The sequence below is a fragment of the Bradyrhizobium sp. WSM4874 genome, from assembly GCF_055811835.1.
On the sequence record NZ_JBVVPR010000001.1, the window covers coordinates 358,444 to 376,417 of the forward strand.

Annotated in this window: 29 protein-coding genes; all 29 read left to right on the forward strand. The window is 62.6% G+C overall.

Annotated features, from left to right (window positions below):
* The first annotated feature begins 352 nt into the window (after positions 1 to 352).
* Positions 353 to 724 carry a 30S ribosomal protein S12 gene (gene rpsL / locus AC0L3P_RS01695; protein ID WP_007603006.1) on the forward strand — a complete coding sequence of 124 codons (372 nt, stop codon included), beginning with the start codon at positions 353 to 355 and terminating at the stop codon, positions 722 to 724.
* Between the two features lie 15 nt (positions 725 to 739).
* Positions 740 to 1,210, forward strand: coding sequence for a 30S ribosomal protein S7 (rpsG, locus tag AC0L3P_RS01700; protein ID WP_007603009.1), 471 nt, complete (start codon positions 740 to 742; stop codon positions 1,208 to 1,210).
* A gap of 30 nt (positions 1,211 to 1,240) precedes the next feature.
* Positions 1,241 to 3,313: an elongation factor G gene (gene fusA, locus AC0L3P_RS01705; protein WP_275168101.1), complete on the forward strand. Its 2,073-nt coding sequence runs from the start codon at positions 1,241 to 1,243 to the stop codon at positions 3,311 to 3,313.
* Between the two features lie 40 nt (positions 3,314 to 3,353).
* Complete coding sequence (tuf, locus tag AC0L3P_RS01710) at positions 3,354 to 4,544, forward strand: elongation factor Tu (protein ID WP_007603012.1); 1,191 nt, start codon at positions 3,354 to 3,356, stop codon at positions 4,542 to 4,544.
* A gap of 82 nt (positions 4,545 to 4,626) precedes the next feature.
* Positions 4,627 to 4,935, forward strand: coding sequence for a 30S ribosomal protein S10 (gene rpsJ / locus AC0L3P_RS01715; RefSeq protein WP_002712302.1), 309 nt, complete (start codon positions 4,627 to 4,629; stop codon positions 4,933 to 4,935).
* Positions 4,936 to 4,988: 53 nt separating this feature from the next.
* Positions 4,989 to 5,702, forward strand: coding sequence for a 50S ribosomal protein L3 (gene rplC, locus AC0L3P_RS01720; protein ID WP_007603016.1), 714 nt, complete (start codon positions 4,989 to 4,991; stop codon positions 5,700 to 5,702).
* A 1-nt stretch (position 5,703) separates the two neighbouring features.
* Positions 5,704 to 6,324 (forward strand): 50S ribosomal protein L4, encoded by a 621-nt coding sequence (gene rplD, locus AC0L3P_RS01725; protein ID WP_211399436.1) that lies wholly within the window; start codon positions 5,704 to 5,706, stop codon positions 6,322 to 6,324.
* Entirely contained in the window at positions 6,321 to 6,623 is a 303-nt protein-coding gene (locus tag AC0L3P_RS01730) for a 50S ribosomal protein L23 (protein ID WP_007603019.1), read from the forward strand. Before rplD ends, AC0L3P_RS01730 begins: the two co-directional genes overlap by 4 nt.
* Before the next feature lie 12 nt (positions 6,624 to 6,635).
* A complete protein-coding gene (gene rplB / locus AC0L3P_RS01735; RefSeq protein WP_007611609.1) occupies positions 6,636 to 7,469 on the forward strand; it encodes a 50S ribosomal protein L2 in 834 nt (277 codons plus the stop codon).
* A 12-nt stretch (positions 7,470 to 7,481) separates the two neighbouring features.
* Entirely contained in the window at positions 7,482 to 7,760 is a 279-nt protein-coding gene (rpsS, locus tag AC0L3P_RS01740; protein WP_007603021.1) for a 30S ribosomal protein S19, read from the forward strand.
* A gap of 10 nt (positions 7,761 to 7,770) precedes the next feature.
* Positions 7,771 to 8,157 (forward strand): 50S ribosomal protein L22, encoded by a 387-nt coding sequence (gene rplV, locus AC0L3P_RS01745; RefSeq protein WP_007603022.1) that lies wholly within the window; start codon positions 7,771 to 7,773, stop codon positions 8,155 to 8,157.
* Positions 8,158 to 8,175: 18 nt separating this feature from the next.
* On the forward strand, positions 8,176 to 8,901 hold the full coding sequence (gene rpsC, locus AC0L3P_RS01750; protein ID WP_247497528.1) for a 30S ribosomal protein S3: 726 nt from the start codon (positions 8,176 to 8,178) through the stop codon (positions 8,899 to 8,901).
* Between the two features lie 32 nt (positions 8,902 to 8,933).
* The gene (rplP, locus tag AC0L3P_RS01755) at positions 8,934 to 9,347 is read left to right on the forward strand and encodes a 50S ribosomal protein L16 (RefSeq protein ID WP_007603024.1); all 414 of its coding nucleotides are present in this window, start codon (positions 8,934 to 8,936) and stop codon (positions 9,345 to 9,347) included.
* Positions 9,348 to 9,352: 5 nt separating this feature from the next.
* Complete coding sequence (gene rpmC, locus AC0L3P_RS01760) at positions 9,353 to 9,559, forward strand: 50S ribosomal protein L29 (protein WP_007603026.1); 207 nt, start codon at positions 9,353 to 9,355, stop codon at positions 9,557 to 9,559.
* Positions 9,560 to 9,572: 13 nt separating this feature from the next.
* Entirely contained in the window at positions 9,573 to 9,821 is a 249-nt protein-coding gene (rpsQ, locus tag AC0L3P_RS01765; RefSeq protein ID WP_007603028.1) for a 30S ribosomal protein S17, read from the forward strand.
* A gap of 83 nt (positions 9,822 to 9,904) precedes the next feature.
* Positions 9,905 to 10,273 carry a 50S ribosomal protein L14 gene (gene rplN, locus AC0L3P_RS01770; protein ID WP_007603030.1) on the forward strand — a complete coding sequence of 123 codons (369 nt, stop codon included), beginning with the start codon at positions 9,905 to 9,907 and terminating at the stop codon, positions 10,271 to 10,273.
* Positions 10,273 to 10,587: a 50S ribosomal protein L24 gene (rplX, locus tag AC0L3P_RS01775; RefSeq protein WP_007603031.1), complete on the forward strand. Its 315-nt coding sequence runs from the start codon at positions 10,273 to 10,275 to the stop codon at positions 10,585 to 10,587. The genes rplN and rplX overlap by 1 nt, the downstream gene beginning before the upstream one ends.
* Positions 10,580 to 11,137: a 50S ribosomal protein L5 gene (gene rplE, locus AC0L3P_RS01780; RefSeq protein ID WP_007603032.1), complete on the forward strand. Its 558-nt coding sequence runs from the start codon at positions 10,580 to 10,582 to the stop codon at positions 11,135 to 11,137. The genes rplX and rplE overlap by 8 nt, the downstream gene beginning before the upstream one ends.
* 46 nt (positions 11,138 to 11,183) lie before the next feature.
* On the forward strand, positions 11,184 to 11,489 hold the full coding sequence (gene rpsN, locus AC0L3P_RS01785) for a 30S ribosomal protein S14 (RefSeq protein WP_275168100.1): 306 nt from the start codon (positions 11,184 to 11,186) through the stop codon (positions 11,487 to 11,489).
* A 14-nt stretch (positions 11,490 to 11,503) separates the two neighbouring features.
* Entirely contained in the window at positions 11,504 to 11,902 is a 399-nt protein-coding gene (rpsH, locus tag AC0L3P_RS01790) for a 30S ribosomal protein S8 (RefSeq protein WP_007603034.1), read from the forward strand.
* A gap of 16 nt (positions 11,903 to 11,918) precedes the next feature.
* Positions 11,919 to 12,452: a 50S ribosomal protein L6 gene (gene rplF / locus AC0L3P_RS01795; RefSeq protein ID WP_007611603.1), complete on the forward strand. Its 534-nt coding sequence runs from the start codon at positions 11,919 to 11,921 to the stop codon at positions 12,450 to 12,452.
* An 11-nt stretch (positions 12,453 to 12,463) separates the two neighbouring features.
* Positions 12,464 to 12,826: a 50S ribosomal protein L18 gene (gene rplR / locus AC0L3P_RS01800; RefSeq protein WP_007603036.1), complete on the forward strand. Its 363-nt coding sequence runs from the start codon at positions 12,464 to 12,466 to the stop codon at positions 12,824 to 12,826.
* 47 nt (positions 12,827 to 12,873) lie between these two features.
* Positions 12,874 to 13,461 (forward strand): 30S ribosomal protein S5, encoded by a 588-nt coding sequence (rpsE, locus tag AC0L3P_RS01805; protein WP_007603037.1) that lies wholly within the window; start codon positions 12,874 to 12,876, stop codon positions 13,459 to 13,461.
* Between the two features lie 25 nt (positions 13,462 to 13,486).
* The gene (gene rpmD, locus AC0L3P_RS01810; RefSeq protein WP_007603038.1) at positions 13,487 to 13,693 is read left to right on the forward strand and encodes a 50S ribosomal protein L30; all 207 of its coding nucleotides are present in this window, start codon (positions 13,487 to 13,489) and stop codon (positions 13,691 to 13,693) included.
* A gap of 73 nt (positions 13,694 to 13,766) precedes the next feature.
* Positions 13,767 to 14,252: a 50S ribosomal protein L15 gene (gene rplO / locus AC0L3P_RS01815; protein ID WP_247497526.1), complete on the forward strand. Its 486-nt coding sequence runs from the start codon at positions 13,767 to 13,769 to the stop codon at positions 14,250 to 14,252.
* A 152-nt stretch (positions 14,253 to 14,404) separates the two neighbouring features.
* Complete coding sequence (gene secY, locus AC0L3P_RS01820; protein WP_007611601.1) at positions 14,405 to 15,736, forward strand: preprotein translocase subunit SecY; 1,332 nt, start codon at positions 14,405 to 14,407, stop codon at positions 15,734 to 15,736.
* A 265-nt stretch (positions 15,737 to 16,001) separates the two neighbouring features.
* Positions 16,002 to 16,895 (forward strand): adenylate kinase, encoded by an 894-nt coding sequence (locus AC0L3P_RS01825; RefSeq protein WP_354209264.1) that lies wholly within the window; start codon positions 16,002 to 16,004, stop codon positions 16,893 to 16,895.
* Between the two features lie 186 nt (positions 16,896 to 17,081).
* Complete coding sequence (rpsM, locus tag AC0L3P_RS01830; RefSeq protein ID WP_007611599.1) at positions 17,082 to 17,450, forward strand: 30S ribosomal protein S13; 369 nt, start codon at positions 17,082 to 17,084, stop codon at positions 17,448 to 17,450.
* 122 nt (positions 17,451 to 17,572) lie between these two features.
* Positions 17,573 to 17,962 carry a 30S ribosomal protein S11 gene (gene rpsK / locus AC0L3P_RS01835; RefSeq protein WP_007603045.1) on the forward strand — a complete coding sequence of 130 codons (390 nt, stop codon included), beginning with the start codon at positions 17,573 to 17,575 and terminating at the stop codon, positions 17,960 to 17,962.
* Positions 17,963 to 17,974: the final 12 nt, after the last annotated feature.

Here is a 17,974-nt window from a genome sequence, read left to right on the forward strand (position 1 = left end):
CTGTTTGATCCCCCTGGGATCGCCAAGACAGGCACCAACCTCGACGAATGCCGCTCAAACGCTGTCGATCATAGCTAGGCAATGCCAGTGCGATTTTAGGTCTCTTGAGCATGTTCTCTCGAGATCGAATTCGGATGCATGACCTCGGTGCGCGGGCCGCAGCTGCAAGCTGACGGTTCAACTACTGCGGTCCTCTGTGGCGTCGAAGCGCTTTCCGCCCGTTGATGGGTGGTTGGCGCGATTTCGCTTTGTGCGGATTGTTCCGCGGAAGGCGGCCTCGTCGGGCGGGTAGCTCGAAAGAATTTGCGGACCCGGTGACGGGCCGCGGCAGAACACAAAGGGTAATGCCAGGATGCCGACGATCAACCAGCTGATCGCTCAACCGCGGGAAGTGCAGAAGTCGCGCAAGAAGGTGCCGGCGCTGCAGCAGTCGCCGCAGAAGCGCGGTGTTTGCACGCGCGTTTACACCACGACCCCGAAGAAGCCGAACTCGGCGCTTCGTAAGGTCGCCAAGGTGCGCCTGACCAACGGCTTCGAGGTGATCGGCTACATCCCCGGTGAAGGCCATAACCTCCAGGAGCACTCCGTGGTCATGATCCGCGGCGGTCGCGTCAAGGACTTGCCCGGCGTGCGCTACCACATCCTCCGCGGCGTTCTGGATACCCAGGGCGTCAAGAACCGTAAGCAGCGCCGTTCGAAGTACGGCGCCAAGCGTCCGAAGTAAGCGGGAACCAGGTCCATGTCTCGTCGCCATTCTGCCGAAAAGCGCGAAGTCCTTCCCGATCCGAAGTTCGGGAACATCATCGTCACGAAGTTCATGAATTCGGTGATGTACGCCGGAAAGAAGTCGGTCGCCGAAGGTATCGTCTACGGCGCGTTCGGCCTCATCGAAAGCAAGACCAAGCAGAACCCGCTCGGCGTGTTCGAGCAGGCACTCGAGAACGTCATGCCGACGATCGAAGTGCGCTCCCGCCGCGTCGGTGGCGCGACCTATCAGGTTCCGGTCGAAGTTCGCTCGGTGCGCCGTCAGGCGCTGGGCATTCGCTGGCTGATCTCGGCTGCGCGCGATCGCAACGAGAAGACGATGACCGAGCGGCTCTCTGCGGAGCTCCTGGACGCGTCGAACAACCGGGGTAACGCCGTCAAGAAGCGCGAAGACGTGCACCGGATGGCGGAAGCCAACCGCGCCTTCTCGCACTATCGCTGGTAACGGCGACACACGGAATCTAAGGAACACTCCATGCCCCGCGTTCATGCCATAGAGAACTACCGTAACTTCGGTATCATGGCGCATATCGATGCCGGCAAGACCACGACCACCGAGCGCATCCTCTATTACACCGGCAAGAGCCACAAGATCGGCGAAGTGCACGAAGGTGCCGCGACGATGGACTGGATGGAGCAGGAGCAGGAGCGCGGCATTACGATTACGTCGGCCGCGACCACCGCGTTTTGGGAAGGCAAGCGTCTCAACATCATCGACACTCCCGGCCACGTCGACTTCACCATCGAAGTCGAGCGCAGCCTGCGCGTGCTCGACGGCGCCGTGTGCGTGCTCGACTCGAACCAGGGCGTCGAGCCCCAGACCGAGACGGTCTGGCGCCAGGGCGACAAGTACAAGGTTCCGCGCATCGTCTTCGCCAACAAGATGGATAAGACCGGCGCCGACTTCTACAAGTGCATGCAGGATATCGTCGATCGCCTCGGCGCGAAGCCGATCGCGATCCAGCTTCCGATCGGCTCGGAGAACAACTTCAAGGGCCTGGTCGATCTCGTCCGCATGAAGGGCGTGGTCTGGGAAGAAGAGAAGCTCGACGCCAAGTTCGTCGACATCGATATTCCCGAGGACATGGTCGAGAAGGCCAAGGAATATCGCGAGAAGCTGTTGGAAGCCGCCGTCGAGCTCGACGACGACGTTCTCGCCGCTTACCTCGACGGCAATGAGCCCGATCAGGCGACGTTGAAGCGCTTGATCCGCAAGGCCGTGCTGACTGGCGCGTTCTTCCCGGTATTGTGCGGCTCGGCCTTCAAGAACAAGGGCGTGCAGCCTTTGCTCGACGCGGTCGTGGATTATCTGCCGTCGCCGGTTGACGTGCCCGCGATCAAGGGCGTCGATGAAGACGGCAACGAGGTCGTTCGCCGGCCCGACGACAAGGAGCCGCTGGCTCTGTTGGCGTTCAAGATCATGGACGACCCGTTCGTCGGCACCATCACCTTCTGCCGCATCTATTCGGGCACGCTGCTGTCTGGTACCGGCGTCATCAATTCGACGCGCGACCGCAAGGAGCGCATCGGCCGCATGTTGCTGATGCATGCGAACAACCGCGAAGACATCAAGGAAGCCTATGCCGGCGACATCGTTGCACTGGCCGGCCTGAAGGAAGCGCGCACCGGTGACACGCTGTGCGATCCCGACAAGGCGGTGATCCTCGAAAAGATGGAATTCCCCGAGCCGGTCATCGAGATCGCGATCGAACCGAAGTCGAAGGCCGACCAGGAAAAGCTGGGCGTGGCGCTGGCGAAGCTGGCCGCGGAAGATCCGTCTTTCCGCGTGTCGACCGACCAGGAGTCCGGCCAGACCATCCTCAAGGGAATGGGCGAACTCCATCTCGACATCAAGGTCGACATTCTTCGCCGTACCTACAAGGTCGATGCCAACATCGGCGCGCCGCAGGTGGCGTTCCGTGAGCGCGTCACCAAGCGGGCTGAGGTCAAGTACACCCACAAGAAGCAGACCGGCGGTACCGGTCAGTTCGCGGAAGTGTCGATCGTGGTCGAGCCGAACGAGCCCGGCAAGGGTTACGAGTTCGAGTCCAAGATCGTCGGCGGTGCGGTTCCGAAGGAATACATCCCCGGCGTCGAAAAGGGCCTCAACAGCGTGATGGGCTCTGGTGTCGTCGCGGGCTTCCCCGTGGTCGACGTCAAGGTTCAGCTCGTCGACGGCAAGTATCACGACGTCGACTCGTCGGCGCTCGCCTTCGAAATCGCTTCGCGCGCTGCATTCCGCGAAGCTTTGCAGAAGGGCAAGTCCGTCCTGCTCGAGCCGATCATGAAGGTCGAAGTGGTGACCCCGGAAGATTACACCGGCTCGGTCATCGGCGACCTGAATTCCCGGCGCGGTCAGATCCAGGGTCAGGACATGCGCGGCAACGCCAACGTCATCAACGCGATGGTGCCGCTCATGAACATGTTCGGTTACGTGAATAACCTGCGCTCGATGAGCCAGGGTCGCGCAACCTTCACCATGCAGTTCGACCACTACGCAGAAGCGCCGGCCAACGTGTCGGCAGAAGTCCAGAAGAAGTTTGCCTGATTGTCGTCGGTCTCGAACTGACGATTGAACGGAGAGTCAAATGGCCAAAGCAAAGTTTGAACGTAACAAGCCGCACTGCAATATCGGCACCATCGGTCACGTCGACCATGGCAAGACGTCGCTGACCGCGGCGATCACCAAGGTCCTCGCCGAAGCCGGCGGTGCGACGTTCACGGCGTACGACCAGATCGACAAGGCGCCGGAAGAGAAGGCGCGCGGCATCACGATCTCGACGGCGCACGTCGAATACGAGACCAAGAACCGCCACTACGCGCACGTCGACTGCCCCGGCCACGCCGACTACGTGAAGAACATGATCACTGGCGCCGCCCAGATGGACGGTGCGATCCTGGTCGTGTCGGCCGCTGACGGTCCGATGCCGCAGACCCGCGAGCACATCCTGCTCGCCCGCCAGGTCGGCGTTCCCGCGCTCGTCGTGTTCCTCAACAAGTGCGACATGGTCGATGATCCGGAACTGCTCGAACTCGTCGAGCTCGAGGTTCGCGAGCTGCTCTCGAAGTACGAATTCCCGGGCGACACCATCCCGATCATCAAGGGCTCGGCGCTCGCCGCCCTCGAAGATTCCGACAAGACGCTCGGCCACGAGGCCATCCTCGAGCTGATGAAGCAGGTCGACGCTTACATTCCGCAGCCGGAGCGTCCGGTCGACCTTCCGTTCCTGATGCCGGTTGAAGACGTGTTCTCGATCTCGGGTCGCGGCACCGTCGTGACCGGCCGTGTCGAGCGCGGCATCGTCAAGGTTGGCGAGGAAATCGAGATCGTAGGTCTGCGCGCCACGCAGAAGACCACGGTCACCGGCGTCGAAATGTTCCGCAAGCTGCTCGATCAGGGCCAGGCCGGCGACAACATCGGTGCGCTGCTTCGCGGTACCAAGCGTGAGGACGTCGAGCGCGGCCAGGTGCTGTGCAAGCCGGGTTCGGTCAAGCCGCACACCAAGTTCAAGGCTGAGGCCTACATCCTCACCAAGGAAGAGGGCGGTCGCCACACTCCGTTCTTCACCAACTACCGTCCGCAGTTCTACTTCCGCACCACCGACGTGACCGGTGTCGTGCATCTGCCGGAAGGCACCGAGATGGTGATGCCGGGCGACAACATCGCGATGGAAGTGCACCTGATCGTGCCGATCGCGATGGAAGAGAAGCTCCGCTTCGCGATCCGCGAAGGTGGCCGCACCGTCGGCGCCGGCGTCGTCGCCTCGATCATCGAGTAATTACGAGAATAGGGATCGGCGAATAGCGAATGTGACATTCGCTATTCGCTATTCGCCACCCCACTGAAGAAAGACCACGGCAATGAACGGCCAAAACATTCGCATCCGTCTCAAGGCGTTCGACCATCGTATCCTCGATACGTCGACCCGCGAGATCGTGAACACGGCGAAGCGCACCGGCGCGCAGGTCCGCGGACCCATTCCGCTGCCCACCCGCATCGAGAAGTTCACCGTCAACCGTTCGCCGCACGTCGACAAGAAGAGCCGCGAGCAGTTCGAGATGCGCACTCACAAGCGCCTGCTCGACATCGTCGATCCGACCCCGCAGACCGTCGATGCTTTGATGAAGCTCGACCTGGCCGCCGGTGTCGACGTCGAGATCAAGCTCTAAGATTTTTGGATCACGTTCGCCACTAGCGGACAGAAAGAACAGGAAGCACGCCGATGCGCTCCGGAGTGATCGCACAAAAGGTCGGGATGACGCGGGTCTTTACAGAGGCCGGCGAACATATCCCCGTGACCGTGCTGAAGCTCGGCAATTGCCAGGTCGTAGGCCACCGCACCGAAGAGAAAAACGGTTATGTCGCGCTCCAGCTTGGTTCTGGCAGCCGCAAGACCGTGTACATGCCCAAGGCGGAGCGCGGCCAGTTCGCGGTCGCCAAGGTCGAGCCGAAGCGGCAGGTCGAGGAATTCCGTGTCTCCGCGGATCAGATGATCCCCGTCGGTGCTGAGATCCTGGCCGACCACTTTGTCGTCGGTCAGTTCGTCGACGTCACCGGTACTTCGGTCGGCAAGGGTTTTGCCGGCGGTATGAAGCGCTGGAACTTCGGCGGTCTGCGCGCCACTCACGGCGTCTCGGTCTCGCACCGTTCGATCGGTTCGACCGGTGGCCGTCAGGATCCGGGCAAGACCTGGAAGAACAAGAAGATGCCCGGTCACATGGGCGTCGACCGCATCACCACGCTCAACCTTCGGGTCGTCCAGCTCGATGTCGAGCGCGGCCTGATCCTCGTCGAAGGCGCCGTTCCCGGCTCCAAGGGCGGCTGGATCCGCGTGCGCGACGCCGTCAAGAAGCCGCTGCCGAAGGAAGCTCCGAAGCCCGGCAAGTTCAAGGTTGCTGGCGAAGCGGACGCTGCTCCGGCTGCGCAGGAGGCGTGAGATGGAATTGAAGGTCACGACCCTCGAGGGTAAGGAAGCCGGCTCGGTCCAGCTTTCCGACACCATTTTCGGCCTCGAGCCGCGCCAGGACATCATTGCACGTTGCGTGCAGTGGCAGCTCAACAAGCGCCAGGCCGGTACGCACAAAGCCAAGGGCCGCGCCGAGATCTGGCGCACCGGCAAGAAGATGTACAAGCAGAAGGGCACCGGTGGTGCTCGTCACGGCTCAGCGCGCGTGCCGCAGTTCCGCGGCGGCGGCCGTGCCTTCGGTCCGGTGGTGCGTTCGCATGCCACCGACCTGCCGAAGAAGGTCCGTGCGCTTGCCCTCAAGCATGCGCTCTCGGCCAAGGCCAAGGACGGCGATCTCGTCGTGATCGACAAGGCCGCGCTGGAAGCTGCCAAGACCAAGGCGCTGCTTGGTCATTTCTCCGGTCTGGGTTTGACCAACGCGCTGATCATCGACGGCGCCGAGCTCAACAACGGCTTCGCCGCTGCGGCCCGCAACATCCCGAACATGGACGTGCTGCCGATCCAGGGCATCAACGTCTATGACATCCTGCGCCGTCGGAAGCTTGTTCTGACCAAGGCCGCCATCGATGCGCTGGAGGCGCGCTTCAAATGACGAAGAACATCGAGCCTCGCCACTACGACGTGATCCTGTCGCCGGTCGTGACCGAAAAGGCCACGATCGCCTCGGAGCACAACAAGGTGCTGTTCAAGGTGGCCGCGAAGGCGACCAAGCCGCAGATCAAGGAAGCGATTGAGAAGCTGTTCGACGTCAAGGTCAAGAGTGTCAACACGCTGGTCCGCAAGGGCAAGACCAAGATCTTCCGCGGCAATCTCGGCTCGCAGTCGAACTCCAAGCGCGCGATCGTGACTCTCGAAGAGGGTCACCGGATCGACGTGACCACCGGTCTGTAAGGTCGTACGACGATGGCACTGAAGACATTCAATCCCACGACGCCGGGCCAGCGCCAGCTGGTCATGGTCGATCGTTCGGCCCTCTACAAGGGCAAGCCGGTCAAGGCGCTCACCGAAGGCAAGCACTCCTCTGGCGGCCGCAACAACACCGGTCGTATCACCGTGCGCTTCCGCGGCGGCGGTCATAAGCGGACGCTGCGTACTGTCGATTTCAAGCGCGACAAGGTCGATGCGCCCGCGACGGTCGAGCGGCTGGAGTACGATCCGAACCGCACCGCGTTCATCGCGCTGGTCAAGTACGAAGACGGTACCCAGGCCTATATCCTGGCGCCGCAGCGTTTGGCCGTCGGTGATTCCGTTGTCGCCGGCAACTATGTCGACGTGAAGCCGGGCAATGTCATGCCGCTCGGCAACATGCCGGTCGGCACGATCATCCACAATATCGAGGTCAAGATCGGGAAGGGCGGCCAGCTCGCCCGTTCCGCGGGCACCTACGCCCAGCTCGTCGGTCGTGACCAGGACTATGTGATCATCCGCCTGAACTCGGGCGAACAGCGCCTGGTGCACGGCCGTTGCCGCGGCACGATTGGCGCGGTGTCGAACCCGGATCACATGAACACGTCGATCGGCAAGGCCGGCCGCAACCGCTGGCTGGGCCGCAAGCCGCACAACCGCGGCGTTTCGATGAACCCGATCGACCATCCGCACGGCGGTGGTGAAGGTCGTACCTCGGGCGGTCGCCACCCGGTCACTCCGTGGGGCAAGCCGACCAAGGGCAAGAAGACCCGCTCCAACAAGTCGACCAACAAATTCATTCTCCTAAGCCGCCACAAGCGGAAGAAGTAAGGAACGCCGGACATGGTTCGTTCAGTCTGGAAAGGCCCGTTCGTCGAGGGTTCTCTGCTCAAGAAGGCAGATGCCGCGCGTTCGTCCGGCCGTCACGACGTCATCAAGATCTGGAGCCGTCGCTCGACGATCCTGCCGCAATTCGTCGGCCTGACCTTCGGCGTCTACAATGGTCAGAAGCACGTGCCGGTGGCGGTCAACGAGGAAATGGTTGGTCACAAGTTCGGCGAGTTCTCGCCGACCCGTACCTTCCATGGCCACTCCGGGGACAAGAAAGCCAAGAAGGCTTGAGGATTAAACGATGAGCAAACCTAAGCGCGAACGGAGCCTCGCCGAGAACGAGGCCAAGGCGGTCGCCCGGATGCTGCGGGTGAGCCCGCAGAAGCTCAACCTGGTCGCCCAGCTCATTCGCGGCCGGAAGGCGGCTGCTGCGCTCGCCGACCTGCAGTTTTCGCGCAAGCGGATCGCGGTTGACGTGAAGAAGTGCCTGGAATCGGCTATTGCCAATGCCGAGAACAACCACGACCTCGACGTCGACGATCTCGTCGTGGCGCAGGCCTTCGTCGGCAACGGCCTCGTGATGAAGCGCTTTGCCGCCCGCGGCCGTGGCCGCTCGGGCCGTGTCTACAAACCATTTTCACAGCTGACGATCATCGTTCGTCAGGTCGAAGCCGCGGCAGCGGCTTAAGGGACGCAGGAGAACACGATGGGTCAAAAGATCAATCCGATCGGTCTGCGTCTTGGCATCAACCGGACCTGGGATTCCCGCTGGTTCGCCGGCAAGCAGGAATACGGCAAGCTGCTTCATGAGGACGTCAAGATCCGCGAGATCCTGCACAAGGAGCTCAAGCAGGCGGCCGTCGCCCGCATCGTGATCGAGCGTCCGCACAAGAAGTGCCGCGTCACCATCCACTCGGCTCGTCCGGGCGTGGTGATCGGCAAGAAGGGCGCCGACATCGACAAGCTGCGCAAGAAGGTCGCGGACATCACCTCGTCCGACGTCGTCATCAACATCGTCGAGATCCGCAAGCCGGAGCTCGATGCGACGCTGGTGGCCGAGTCGATCGCGCAGCAGCTGGAGCGCCGCGTGGCGTTCCGCCGCGCCATGAAGCGCGCCGTTCAGTCCGCGATGCGTCTCGGCGCGGAAGGCATCCGCATCAACTGCTCGGGACGTCTGGGTGGTGCGGAAATCGCGCGCATGGAGTGGTACCGCGAAGGTCGCGTGCCGCTGCACACGCTGCGCGCAGACATCGACTACGGCGTTGCGACCGCGTTCACGACCTTCGGCACCTGCGGTGTCAAGGTCTGGATCTTCAAGGGCGAGATCCTCGAGCACGATCCGATGGCCCAGGACAAGAGAATGGCCGAGGGCGAGACTGGTGGCGGCGGCGATCGCGGCGGCCGGCAGCGCCGTGACAACGCTGCAGCCTGACGCCAGCACAGAGAATTTGAGGGCTTGAAGCCATGATGCAACCTAAGAAAACGAAGTTCCGGAAGGCGCATAAGGGCCGTATCCACGGCGTTGCGTCTTCGGGCGCGACGTTGGCGTTCGGCCAGTTCGGCCTGAAGGCAACCGAGCCTGAGCGCGTCACCGCGCGCCAGATCGAAGCCGCTCGCCGCGCGCTGACCCGCCACATGAAGCGCGCCGGCCGCGTCTGGATCCGCATTTTCCCCGACGTTCCCGTGTCGAAGAAGCCTGCCGAAGTCCGCATGGGTTCCGGCAAGGGTGCACCGGAATTGTGGGTCGCGCGCGTCAAGCCGGGCCGGGTGCTGTTCGAGATCGACGGCGTCAACACCCAGACGGCGCGTGAGGCGCTGACCCTGGCTGCAGCCAAGCTGCCGATCAAGACGCGCTTCGTCGAGCGCATTGCGGAGTAATGGCCATGGCCCAGATGAAAATCGAAGACATCCGCGCGTTGAGCCCCGATCAGCAGGATGACGCCATCCTGAACCTGAAGAAGGAGCGCTTCAACCTGCGCTTCCAGCGCGCCACCGGGCAGCTCGAGAACACCTCGCGCCTGCGCGAGGCCCGCCGTGACATCGCCCGGATCAAGACCGTCGCCGCGCAGACGCGCGCGAAGAAGAAGTAAGAGGCTTACGAAGATGCCGAAACGTACTTTGCAGGGCGTGGTCGTCAGCGACAAGCAAGCCAAGACCATCGTGGTGCGCGTCGATCGCCGCTTCACGCACCCGATCTACAAGAAGACGATCCGCCGTTCGAAGAACTACCACGCGCACGACGAGAGCAACGAGTTCAAGCCGGGCGACATGGTGTGGATCGAGGAATCGAAGCCGATTTCGAAGTTGAAGCGCTGGGTCGTGATCCGGGGCGAACACAAGAAAAGCGCCTGATCTGTTGGCTTTAGCCGACTGACTTCAGGGAAATGTTGAGCGCCGGCTGGGCTGGCGCAAATAGAAGAGGACGAGGTGCATCAATGATTCAGATGCAGACCAACCTCGACGTGGCCGATAATTCTGGCGCACGCCGTGTCATGTGTATCAAGGTGCTCGGGGGCTCCAAGCGCCGCTACGCCACGATCGGCGACATCATCGTTGTCTCGATCAAGGAAGCGATTCCGCGTGGCAAGGTGAAGAAGGGCGACGTGATGAAGGCCGTCGTGGTGCGCGTCCGCAAGGACATCCGCCGCGCCGACGGTTCGGTCATCCGCTTCGACCGCAACGCCGCCGTTCTGATCAACAATCAGTCCGAGCCGGTCGGCACCCGTATCTTCGGGCCCGTGCCCCGCGAGCTGCGCGCCAAGAACCACATGAAGATCATCTCGCTCGCGCCGGAGGTGCTGTGATGGCTGCGAAGATCCGCAAGGGCGACAAGGTCGTCGTGCTGACCGGCCGCGACAAGGGCCGCACCGGCGAGGTGTTCGAAGTGCGTCCCGACGCCGGTACGGCGCTGGTGCGCGGCATCAACATGGTCAAGCGTCACCAGAAGCAGACGCAGGCCCAGGAGGGCGGCATCATCTCGAAAGAGTCGCCGATCCAACTGTCCAACATCGCGTATGTCGGCAAGGACGGGAAGCCGACCCGCGTCGGATTCAAGATTCTGGCGGACGGCAAGAAGGTCCGCATCGCCAAGAGCTCGGGAGCTGAGATCGATGGCTGAGGCCGCTTACACGCCGCGCCTGCGCGCGGAATACGACGCGAAGATCCGGACGGAAATGACCGAGAAGTTCGGTTATGAGAACGTCATGCAGGTTCCGCGCCTGGACAAGGTCGTGCTGAACATGGGCGTTGGCGATTCCGTCAACGACCGCAAGAAGGCAGAGAACGCCGCTGCGGAATTGACCCAGATCGCCGGCCAGAAGGCGATCGTGACCTATTCGCGGATCGCGATCGCGACCTTCAAGTTGCGTGAGAACCAGCCGATCGGCTGCAAGGTCACGCTGCGCAAGGCCCGTATGTACGAGTTCATCGATCGCCTGGTGACGGTCGCGCTGCCGCGCGTCCGCGACTTCCGCGGCTTGAACCCGAAGAGCTTCGACGGCCGTGGCAACTACTCGCTCGGTCTCAAGGAACACATCATTTTCCCCGAGATCGACTTCGACAAGGTCACGGAATCCCGCGGTATGGATATCACCGTCTGCACCACGGCCAAGACCGACGACGAGGCGAGGGCCTTGTTGACCGCTTTCAATTTCCCGTTCCGGCAGTGAGACGCTGACCTAAAGCCTCTCAAACGCGGATACCCAGGAGCCAAGCATGGCAAAGAAGAGTTCAATCGAGAAGAACAACCGGCGCAAGCGGATGGCGAAGAACGCCGCCCCGAAGCGCGAGCGGTTGAAGGCGATCATCGCCGACAAGTCGCTGCCGATGGAGGAGCGGTTCGCCGCGACCCTCAAGCTGGCGGAAATGCCGCGCAACTCGTCGGCGACCCGCATCCGTCTGCGTTGCGAGCTGACGGGCCGCCCGCGTTCGAACTACCGCAAGAACAAGCTGTCCCGTATCGCGCTGCGTGACCTTGGCTCCAGGGGCATGGTCCCGGGCCTCGTGAAGTCCAGCTGGTAAGGAGGGTCGTTTAAATGTCTACGCACGATCCAATCAGCGATCTGATCACCCGAATCCGCAACGCGCAGATGCGCTCCAAGAACAAGGTCTCCACGCCTGGCTCGAAGATGCGCGAGAATGTTCTCGAGGTGCTGAAGAGCGAAGGCTACATCCGCGGTTACGCCACACTCGAGCACTCCTCGGGCCGCAGCGAGATCGAGATTGAGCTGAAGTATTTCGACGGCGAGCCCGTTATCCGCGAGATCGAGCGTGTCTCCAAGCCCGGGCGTCGCGTTTACGCCTCGGTGAAGAACCTGCCGCGGGTCAATAACGGACTCGGCATTTCGGTGTTGTCGACGCCGAAGGGAATCATGGCTGACCACAGTGCGCGTGAAGCGAACGTGGGCGGCGAAGTTCTCTTCACGGTGTTCTGAGAAGGATTTTTGATCCATGTCACGTGTTGGCAAAAGGCCGGTAGCGGTGCCGTCGGGTGTGACCGCGACCGTCGACGGGCAGACCGTCAAGATGAAAGGGCCGAAGGGCCAGCTTCAGTTCGTCGTCCATAGCGACGTCGAGGTGAAGCTCGACAACGGCCAGGTCAAGGTGAACCCGCGGGTCGAGACCAACCGCGCGCGGGCCCTGTACGGGACCGCTCGCGCCCAGGTCGCGAATCTGGTCGAAGGCGTCACCAAGGGCTTCGAGAAGAAGCTCGAAATCACCGGCGTCGGTTACCGCGCCGCGCTGCAGGGCAAGAACCTGCAGCTCGCGCTCGGCTACAGCCACGATGTGGTCTACGCGATCCCGGAAGGGATCACGATCACCGTGCCGAAGCCGACCGAGATCACGGTGACCGGCAGCGACATTCAGCGCGTCGGCCAGGTCGCCGCCGAGATTCGCTCCTATCGTCCGCCGGAGCCCTACAAGGGCAAGGGCGTGAAGTATGTTGGCGAATTCATCTTCCGCAAGGAAGGCAAGAAGAAGTAACGGAGCCGGTCATGTCGAAAGCCAAGGTTACGAATGCCCGGCGCAAGCGCAGTGTACGACTGAAGCTGCGCCGCTCGGGTGGCGGCCGTCCGCGCCTGTCGGTGTTCCGCTCGTCCAAGCACATCTACGCCCAGGTCATCGACGACCTGAAGGGCGAGACGCTTGCCTCTGCCTCGTCGCTCGAGAAGTCGATGCGCGATGGCGGCAAGACCGGCGCCGACATCGATGCGGCGAAGGCGGTCGGCAAGCTGCTGGCCGAGCGCGCCGCCGAGAAGGGTGTCAAGGAAGTCGTGTTCGATCGCGGCAGCTATCTCTATCACGGGCGCGTCAAGGCTCTTGCCGACGCGGCGCGTGAGAGCGGGCTGAGCTTCTAACAGAATTTGAGGATTGAGGCGTAAGCCTCTGAAGGACTGGAAAAACCATGGCAGAACGCGAACAACGTGGTGGACGCGATCAACGCGGCGGCGGACGTGAACGCAGGGAAGAGCGCGACAGCGAGTTCGTCGACAAGCTCGTCCACATCAATCGCGTCGCCAAGGTCGTCAAGGGCGGCAAGCGCTTCGGTTTCGCAGCGCTGGTCGTGATCGGCGACCAGAAGGGCCGCGCCGGCTTCGGTCACGGCAAGGCGCGCGAAGTGCCCGAGGCGATCCGCAAGGCAACCGAATCCGCCAAGCGCAACCTCACCCGCGTGTCGCTGCGCGAGGGCCGCACGCTGCATCACGACATCGCCGGCCGTCATGGCGCGGGCCGTGTTTACCTGCGCGCAGCTCCGGCCGGCACCGGCATCATCGCCGGCGGTCCGATGCGCGCCGTGTTCGAGACGCTCGGCGTCCAGGACGTGGTTGCGAAGTCGATCGGCTCGTCGAACCCGTACAACATGGTTCGCGCGACGTTCGATGCGCTGAAGCATCAGGATTCGCCGCGCTCGGTCGCTGCCCGCCGCAACATCAAGGTGTCCACCCTCCAGTCCCGCCGTATCGGTGGCGACGCCGAGGCGGTTGCCGAATAACGCAAGCTTTTCGGAGTAGACGCCCATGGCCAAGAGTGCCGTTACGACCGCAAAGACGATCAAGATCGAGCAGACCGGCAGCGCGATCCGCCGCCATCACTCGCAGCGCTCGACGCTGATCGGGCTCAAGCTCAACAAGATCGGCCGCACCAGCGAACTGCCGGACACCCCGGCGGTGCGCGGCATGATCTTGAAAGTTCACCATCTCGTTCGCATCGTCGACGAGAAGTAAGCAAAGGCGCACGATCCCGAAGCGGGGACCCGTTTTCGGTGAAGGTCATGCGCAGGAAACAAGGAGCAGGGCGATGAAGCTCAGCGATATCGCCGACAATGCCGGCTCGCGCAAGAAGCGTATGCGCGTCGGCCGCGGCATTGGTTCGGGCAAGGGCAAGCAGGCCGGCCGCGGTGGCAAGGGCCAGACCGCGCGTTCGGGCGTGCGCATCAAGGGTTTCGAAGGCGGCCAGATGCCCTTGCATCGCCGTCTGCCCAAGCGCGGCTTCAACAACATCTTCCGCATCGAGTTCGCCGAGATCAATCTCGACCGGCTCCAGGACGCGGTCGATGCCAAGAAGATCGACACCGGCAGCGTCGTGAACGTCGAATCCCTGGTCAAGGCCGGCGTGCTGCGCCGCGCCAAGGGCGGCCTGCGGCTGCTCGGCCGCGGCGAGTTCAAGGCCAAGCTCAACATCGAAGTGCACGGCGCCTCGAAGACCGCAATCGCGGCAGTCGAGAAGGCCGGCGGCTCGGTGAAGATCCTCGCGCCTGCCAAGGAAGAAGGCGAGGCGGCGTAACAACTGCGTCATCGGCCCGCAGCTCGCGGGCCTTTACGCATGCGGGACGATGGACTTATCGAAGCCGTAGCCCCAGATAATGTCCGGTGTCCGGTATAATGTAGCCCGGCCGCGGGCATGACGGCGCAATAAGCGGCGGGAGAAAGTCCAAGATGGCCTCTGCAGCGGAACAACTGGCAGCCAATCTCAATTTCGGTGCGTTTGCCAAGGCCGACGAACTGAAGAAGCGCATCTGGTTCACCCTGGGTGCGCTGCTCGTTTATCGGCTCGGGACCTACATCCCGCTGCCCGGCATCGATCCCAACATCTGGGAGCAGGTGTTCCGCTCCCAGGCGGGCGGCATCCTCGGCATGTTCAACATGTTCGCCGGCGGCGGCATTCACCGCATGGCGATCTTTGCGCTGAACATCATGCCGTACATCTCGGCCTCCATCATCATCCAGCTCCTGACCACCGTCTCGCCGCAGCTCGAGGCGCTGAAGAAGGAAGGCGAGTCCGGCCGCAAGCTGCTGAACCAGTACACCCGTTATCTCACGGTGATCCTGGCCGCGTTCCAGTCCTACGGCATCGCGGTAGGCCTCGAAGGCGCAGGCAACGTCGTCAGCGACCCCGGCATGTTCTTCCGTCTGTCCACGGCGATCACGCTGACCGGCGGCACCATGTTCCTGATGTGGCTGGGCGAGCAGATCACCTCGCGCGGCATCGGCAACGGCATTTCCCTTATCATTCTCTCCGGCATCGTCGCCGAGCTGCCCGCGGCGCTCGCCAACATGCTCGAGCTCGGCCGTCAGGGTGCGATGTCGACGGGCCTGATTCTGGTCGTCATCATCATGGCGGTGGCCGTGATCGCCTTCATCGTGTTCGTGGAGCGCGCCCAGCGCCGGCTCTTGATCCAGTATCCGAAGCGCCAGGTCGGCAACAAGATGTTCGAGGGGCAGTCCTCGCATCTGCCGCTCAAGCTCAACACCTCGGGCGTGATCCCGCCGATCTTCGCGTCCTCGCTGCTGCTGCTGCCGACCACGGTCGCGAACTTCAACGCGGGCAGCGGGCCGGAATGGTTCCAGTGGATCAACACCCAGCTCGGCCACGGCCGTCCGCTGTTCCTGATCATGTATCTGGCGCTGATCGTGTTCTTCGCCTTCTTCTACACCGCGATCGTGTTCAATCCGACCGAGACCGCGGACAATCTGAAGAAGCACGGCGGCTTCATTCCGGGCATCCGTCCGGGCGAGCGTACCGCGGAATATATCGACTACGTGCTGTCGCGCATCACTGTGCTCGGCGCGGTCTATCTGGCGATCGTCTGCTTGATTCCGGAAATCCTGATCTCCTACGCGTCGGTGCCGTTCTACTTTGGCGGCACGTCGCTGCTGATCGTCGTCAGCGTCACCATGGACACGGTGGCGCAGGTGCAGGGCTATCTCCTGGCGCATCAGTACGAAGGCCTGATCCGGAAGTCGAAGCTGCGCGGCCGCCGCCGTTAAGCGCGGCGTCCCCTCGGGCGGCGCAATTGCGCCGCCGATTCGCCGCGCGTGCAACGCGCGCGGACGGCGAGCCGGGCATTCGGTCGCCTCGACAGAGCCGCTCTTACTGTCGTGCAAGCACTGATCTCAAAGGCTTCTTGGCGTCCGGCCATTTGCTCCCCTATGATATGGGTAGCGGTGCGGCGCTGATTATGATTTGCACTGTAGCTGGACTTCAAAACACGGGCGCGCGACGCATCGCGCACCAATCGGGGGGCGTACGCCGATGAGAATTATACTTCTGGGGCCGCCGGGATCGGGCAAGGGCACCCAGGCGCAGCTGCTTGTGCAGCGCTATGGTATCGTCCAACTCTCGACCGGCGAGATGTTGCGTGCAGCGGTGGCGGCCGGAACGCCGGTCGGTCTCAAGGCCAAGGAGATCATGGCCAGCGGCGGTCTCGTGCCCGATGATGTCGTGGTCGGAATCATCTCCGATCGAATCGATCAGCCGGATGCCAAAAACGGTTTCATCCTCGACGGTTTCCCGCGGACCGTGCCGCAGGCCGAGGCGCTGGATGAGCTGCTCAAGCACAAGCACCTCAAGCTCGACGCCGTGATCGAGCTCCGCGTCAACGAGAGCGCGCTCCTGAACCGTGTCGAGACCCGCGTCGCCCAGATGCGCGAGCGCGGGGAGGAGGTCCGGCTCGACGACACCCCGGAGGTCCTAACCAAGCGGTTAGCCAGCTACCGCAACCAGACGGAGCCGCTGATTCACTACTATTCCGAGCGGCGGAAGCTCTCGACCATCGACGGCATGATGGCCATCGACGAGGTCACCCGCGCCATCCATCGCCAGCTCCTGGCGCTCGGGGCGGTCGAGCCCAAGACTCATGGCAAGACCCGCGCCCGCAGCGCGGCCAAGGCCGCCCCGGCTAAAAAGGCCAAGGCGGCGACGAAATCGGCTAAAAAGCCGACGAAGACGGCCAAAAAGGCCGCCAAATCCAAGAAGGCGGCTAAAAAGACCGTGACGGGTCCCAAGAAGGCGGCCAAGAAAACCGGCAAGAAAGCCGCCAAGAAGGCAGGGAAGAAGAAGGCAGCCAAAAAGACCGCAAAGAAGGCTGTCAAAAAAGGTGCCAAAAAGGCCGCAAAAAAGGTCACGAAAAAGCGAGCTAAGCGCTAGCAGCGGTTGACGAAAGCCCCCTGAATCCCCTAATAAGCCCCGCATCCAAGTCGGATAGTTTCAAACGATGCCGGGCCCCAGGAAGACCAGGGGTGGGCGTCGTGTTCGCGTTTGTGAACACCTGCCCGAGAAACCAGCACTTAAAGCGCGATTCCTGACGAGGAATCGGCGACAGGAGAGAAGGCCGTGGCCCGTATTGCCGGCGTGAACATCCCGACCAACAAGCGCGTGCTGATCGCGCTCCAGTACATCCATGGCATCGGCCAGAAGATCGCCGGTGAGATCATGGAGAAGGTCAAGATCCCAGACGATCGTCGGGTCAATCAGCTCAGCGACGCCGAAGTGCTTCAGATCCGCGAAGTGATCGACCGCGACTATCTCGTCGAGGGCGATTTGCGTCGTGAGGTCGGCATCAACATCAAGCGTCTGATGGACCTCGGCTGCTACCGCGGCCTGCGCCATCGTCGCGGTCTGCCGGTGCGTGGCCAGCGTACCCACACCAACGCGCGCACGCGCAAGGGTCCGGCCAAGGCCATCGCCGGCAAGAAGAAGTAAGTTTTCGCATCCAATCACGGCGTGTGGCGAAAGGGGATGACCCGTTCGCCACGCGCCTTTCGTTCCACAGGTGTAGCCGCTGGCATTACGGCGGCGTTTGAGATCTTCAGGAAAGGTAGTCTATGGGCAAGGAAGCCACCCGCGTTCGTCGTCGTGAGCGCAAGAACATCGCCTCCGGCGTCGCGCACGTGAACTCGTCGTTCAACAACACGACCATCACCATCACCGACGCGCAGGGCAACACGATTGCCTGGTCCTCCGCCGGCACGATGGGCTTCAAGGGCTCGCGCAAGTCGACCCCGTATGCCGCACAGGTTGCCGCCGAGGACGTGTCGAAGAAGGCGCAGGAGCACGGCATGCGCACGCTGGAAGTCGAAGTCGCCGGTCCCGGTTCGGGCCGCGAATCGGCGCTCCGGGCGCTCCAGGCCGCGGGCTTCACCGTCACCTCGATCCGTGACGTGACCACGATCCCGCACAACGGTTGCCGTCCCCGCAAGCGTCGGCGCGTTTGATACCAAATTGCG

Bases quoted from the DNA above. Each gene is read 5' to 3' on its own strand.
- rplX (WP_007603031.1), top strand. From the start codon at position 10,273: ATGGCTGCGAAGATCCGCAAGGGCGACAAGGTCGTCGTGCTGACCGGC.
- rplB (WP_007611609.1), top strand. From the start codon at position 6,636: ATGGCACTGAAGACATTCAATCCCACGACGCCGGGCCAGCGCCAGCTG.
- rplO (WP_247497526.1), top strand. From the start codon at position 13,767: ATGAAGCTCAGCGATATCGCCGACAATGCCGGCTCGCGCAAGAAGCGT.
- rpsJ (WP_002712302.1), top strand. From the start codon at position 4,627: ATGAACGGCCAAAACATTCGCATCCGTCTCAAGGCGTTCGACCATCGT.
- AC0L3P_RS01825 (WP_354209264.1), top strand. From the start codon at position 16,002: ATGAGAATTATACTTCTGGGGCCGCCGGGATCGGGCAAGGGCACCCAG.
- rpmC (WP_007603026.1), top strand. From the start codon at position 9,353: ATGGCCCAGATGAAAATCGAAGACATCCGCGCGTTGAGCCCCGATCAG.
- rpmD (WP_007603038.1), top strand. From the start codon at position 13,487: ATGGCCAAGAGTGCCGTTACGACCGCAAAGACGATCAAGATCGAGCAG.
- rpsH (WP_007603034.1), top strand. From the start codon at position 11,504: ATGTCTACGCACGATCCAATCAGCGATCTGATCACCCGAATCCGCAAC.
- rpsK (WP_007603045.1), top strand. From the start codon at position 17,573: ATGGGCAAGGAAGCCACCCGCGTTCGTCGTCGTGAGCGCAAGAACATC.
- rplF (WP_007611603.1), top strand. From the start codon at position 11,919: ATGTCACGTGTTGGCAAAAGGCCGGTAGCGGTGCCGTCGGGTGTGACC.
- rpsQ (WP_007603028.1), top strand. From the start codon at position 9,573: ATGCCGAAACGTACTTTGCAGGGCGTGGTCGTCAGCGACAAGCAAGCC.
- secY (WP_007611601.1), top strand. From the start codon at position 14,405: ATGGCCTCTGCAGCGGAACAACTGGCAGCCAATCTCAATTTCGGTGCG.
- rpsS (WP_007603021.1), top strand. From the start codon at position 7,482: ATGGTTCGTTCAGTCTGGAAAGGCCCGTTCGTCGAGGGTTCTCTGCTC.
- rpsE (WP_007603037.1), top strand. From the start codon at position 12,874: ATGGCAGAACGCGAACAACGTGGTGGACGCGATCAACGCGGCGGCGGA.
- rplD (WP_211399436.1), top strand. From the start codon at position 5,704: ATGGAATTGAAGGTCACGACCCTCGAGGGTAAGGAAGCCGGCTCGGTC.
- rpsC (WP_247497528.1), top strand. From the start codon at position 8,176: ATGGGTCAAAAGATCAATCCGATCGGTCTGCGTCTTGGCATCAACCGG.
- rplN (WP_007603030.1), top strand. From the start codon at position 9,905: ATGATTCAGATGCAGACCAACCTCGACGTGGCCGATAATTCTGGCGCA.
- rpsN (WP_275168100.1), top strand. From the start codon at position 11,184: ATGGCAAAGAAGAGTTCAATCGAGAAGAACAACCGGCGCAAGCGGATG.
- AC0L3P_RS01730 (WP_007603019.1), top strand. From the start codon at position 6,321: ATGACGAAGAACATCGAGCCTCGCCACTACGACGTGATCCTGTCGCCG.
- rpsL (WP_007603006.1), top strand. From the start codon at position 353: ATGCCGACGATCAACCAGCTGATCGCTCAACCGCGGGAAGTGCAGAAG.
- tuf (WP_007603012.1), top strand. From the start codon at position 3,354: ATGGCCAAAGCAAAGTTTGAACGTAACAAGCCGCACTGCAATATCGGC.
- fusA (WP_275168101.1), top strand. From the start codon at position 1,241: ATGCCCCGCGTTCATGCCATAGAGAACTACCGTAACTTCGGTATCATG.
- rplV (WP_007603022.1), top strand. From the start codon at position 7,771: ATGAGCAAACCTAAGCGCGAACGGAGCCTCGCCGAGAACGAGGCCAAG.
- rplP (WP_007603024.1), top strand. From the start codon at position 8,934: ATGATGCAACCTAAGAAAACGAAGTTCCGGAAGGCGCATAAGGGCCGT.
- rplE (WP_007603032.1), top strand. From the start codon at position 10,580: ATGGCTGAGGCCGCTTACACGCCGCGCCTGCGCGCGGAATACGACGCG.
- rplC (WP_007603016.1), top strand. From the start codon at position 4,989: ATGCGCTCCGGAGTGATCGCACAAAAGGTCGGGATGACGCGGGTCTTT.
- rplR (WP_007603036.1), top strand. From the start codon at position 12,464: ATGTCGAAAGCCAAGGTTACGAATGCCCGGCGCAAGCGCAGTGTACGA.
- rpsG (WP_007603009.1), top strand. From the start codon at position 740: ATGTCTCGTCGCCATTCTGCCGAAAAGCGCGAAGTCCTTCCCGATCCG.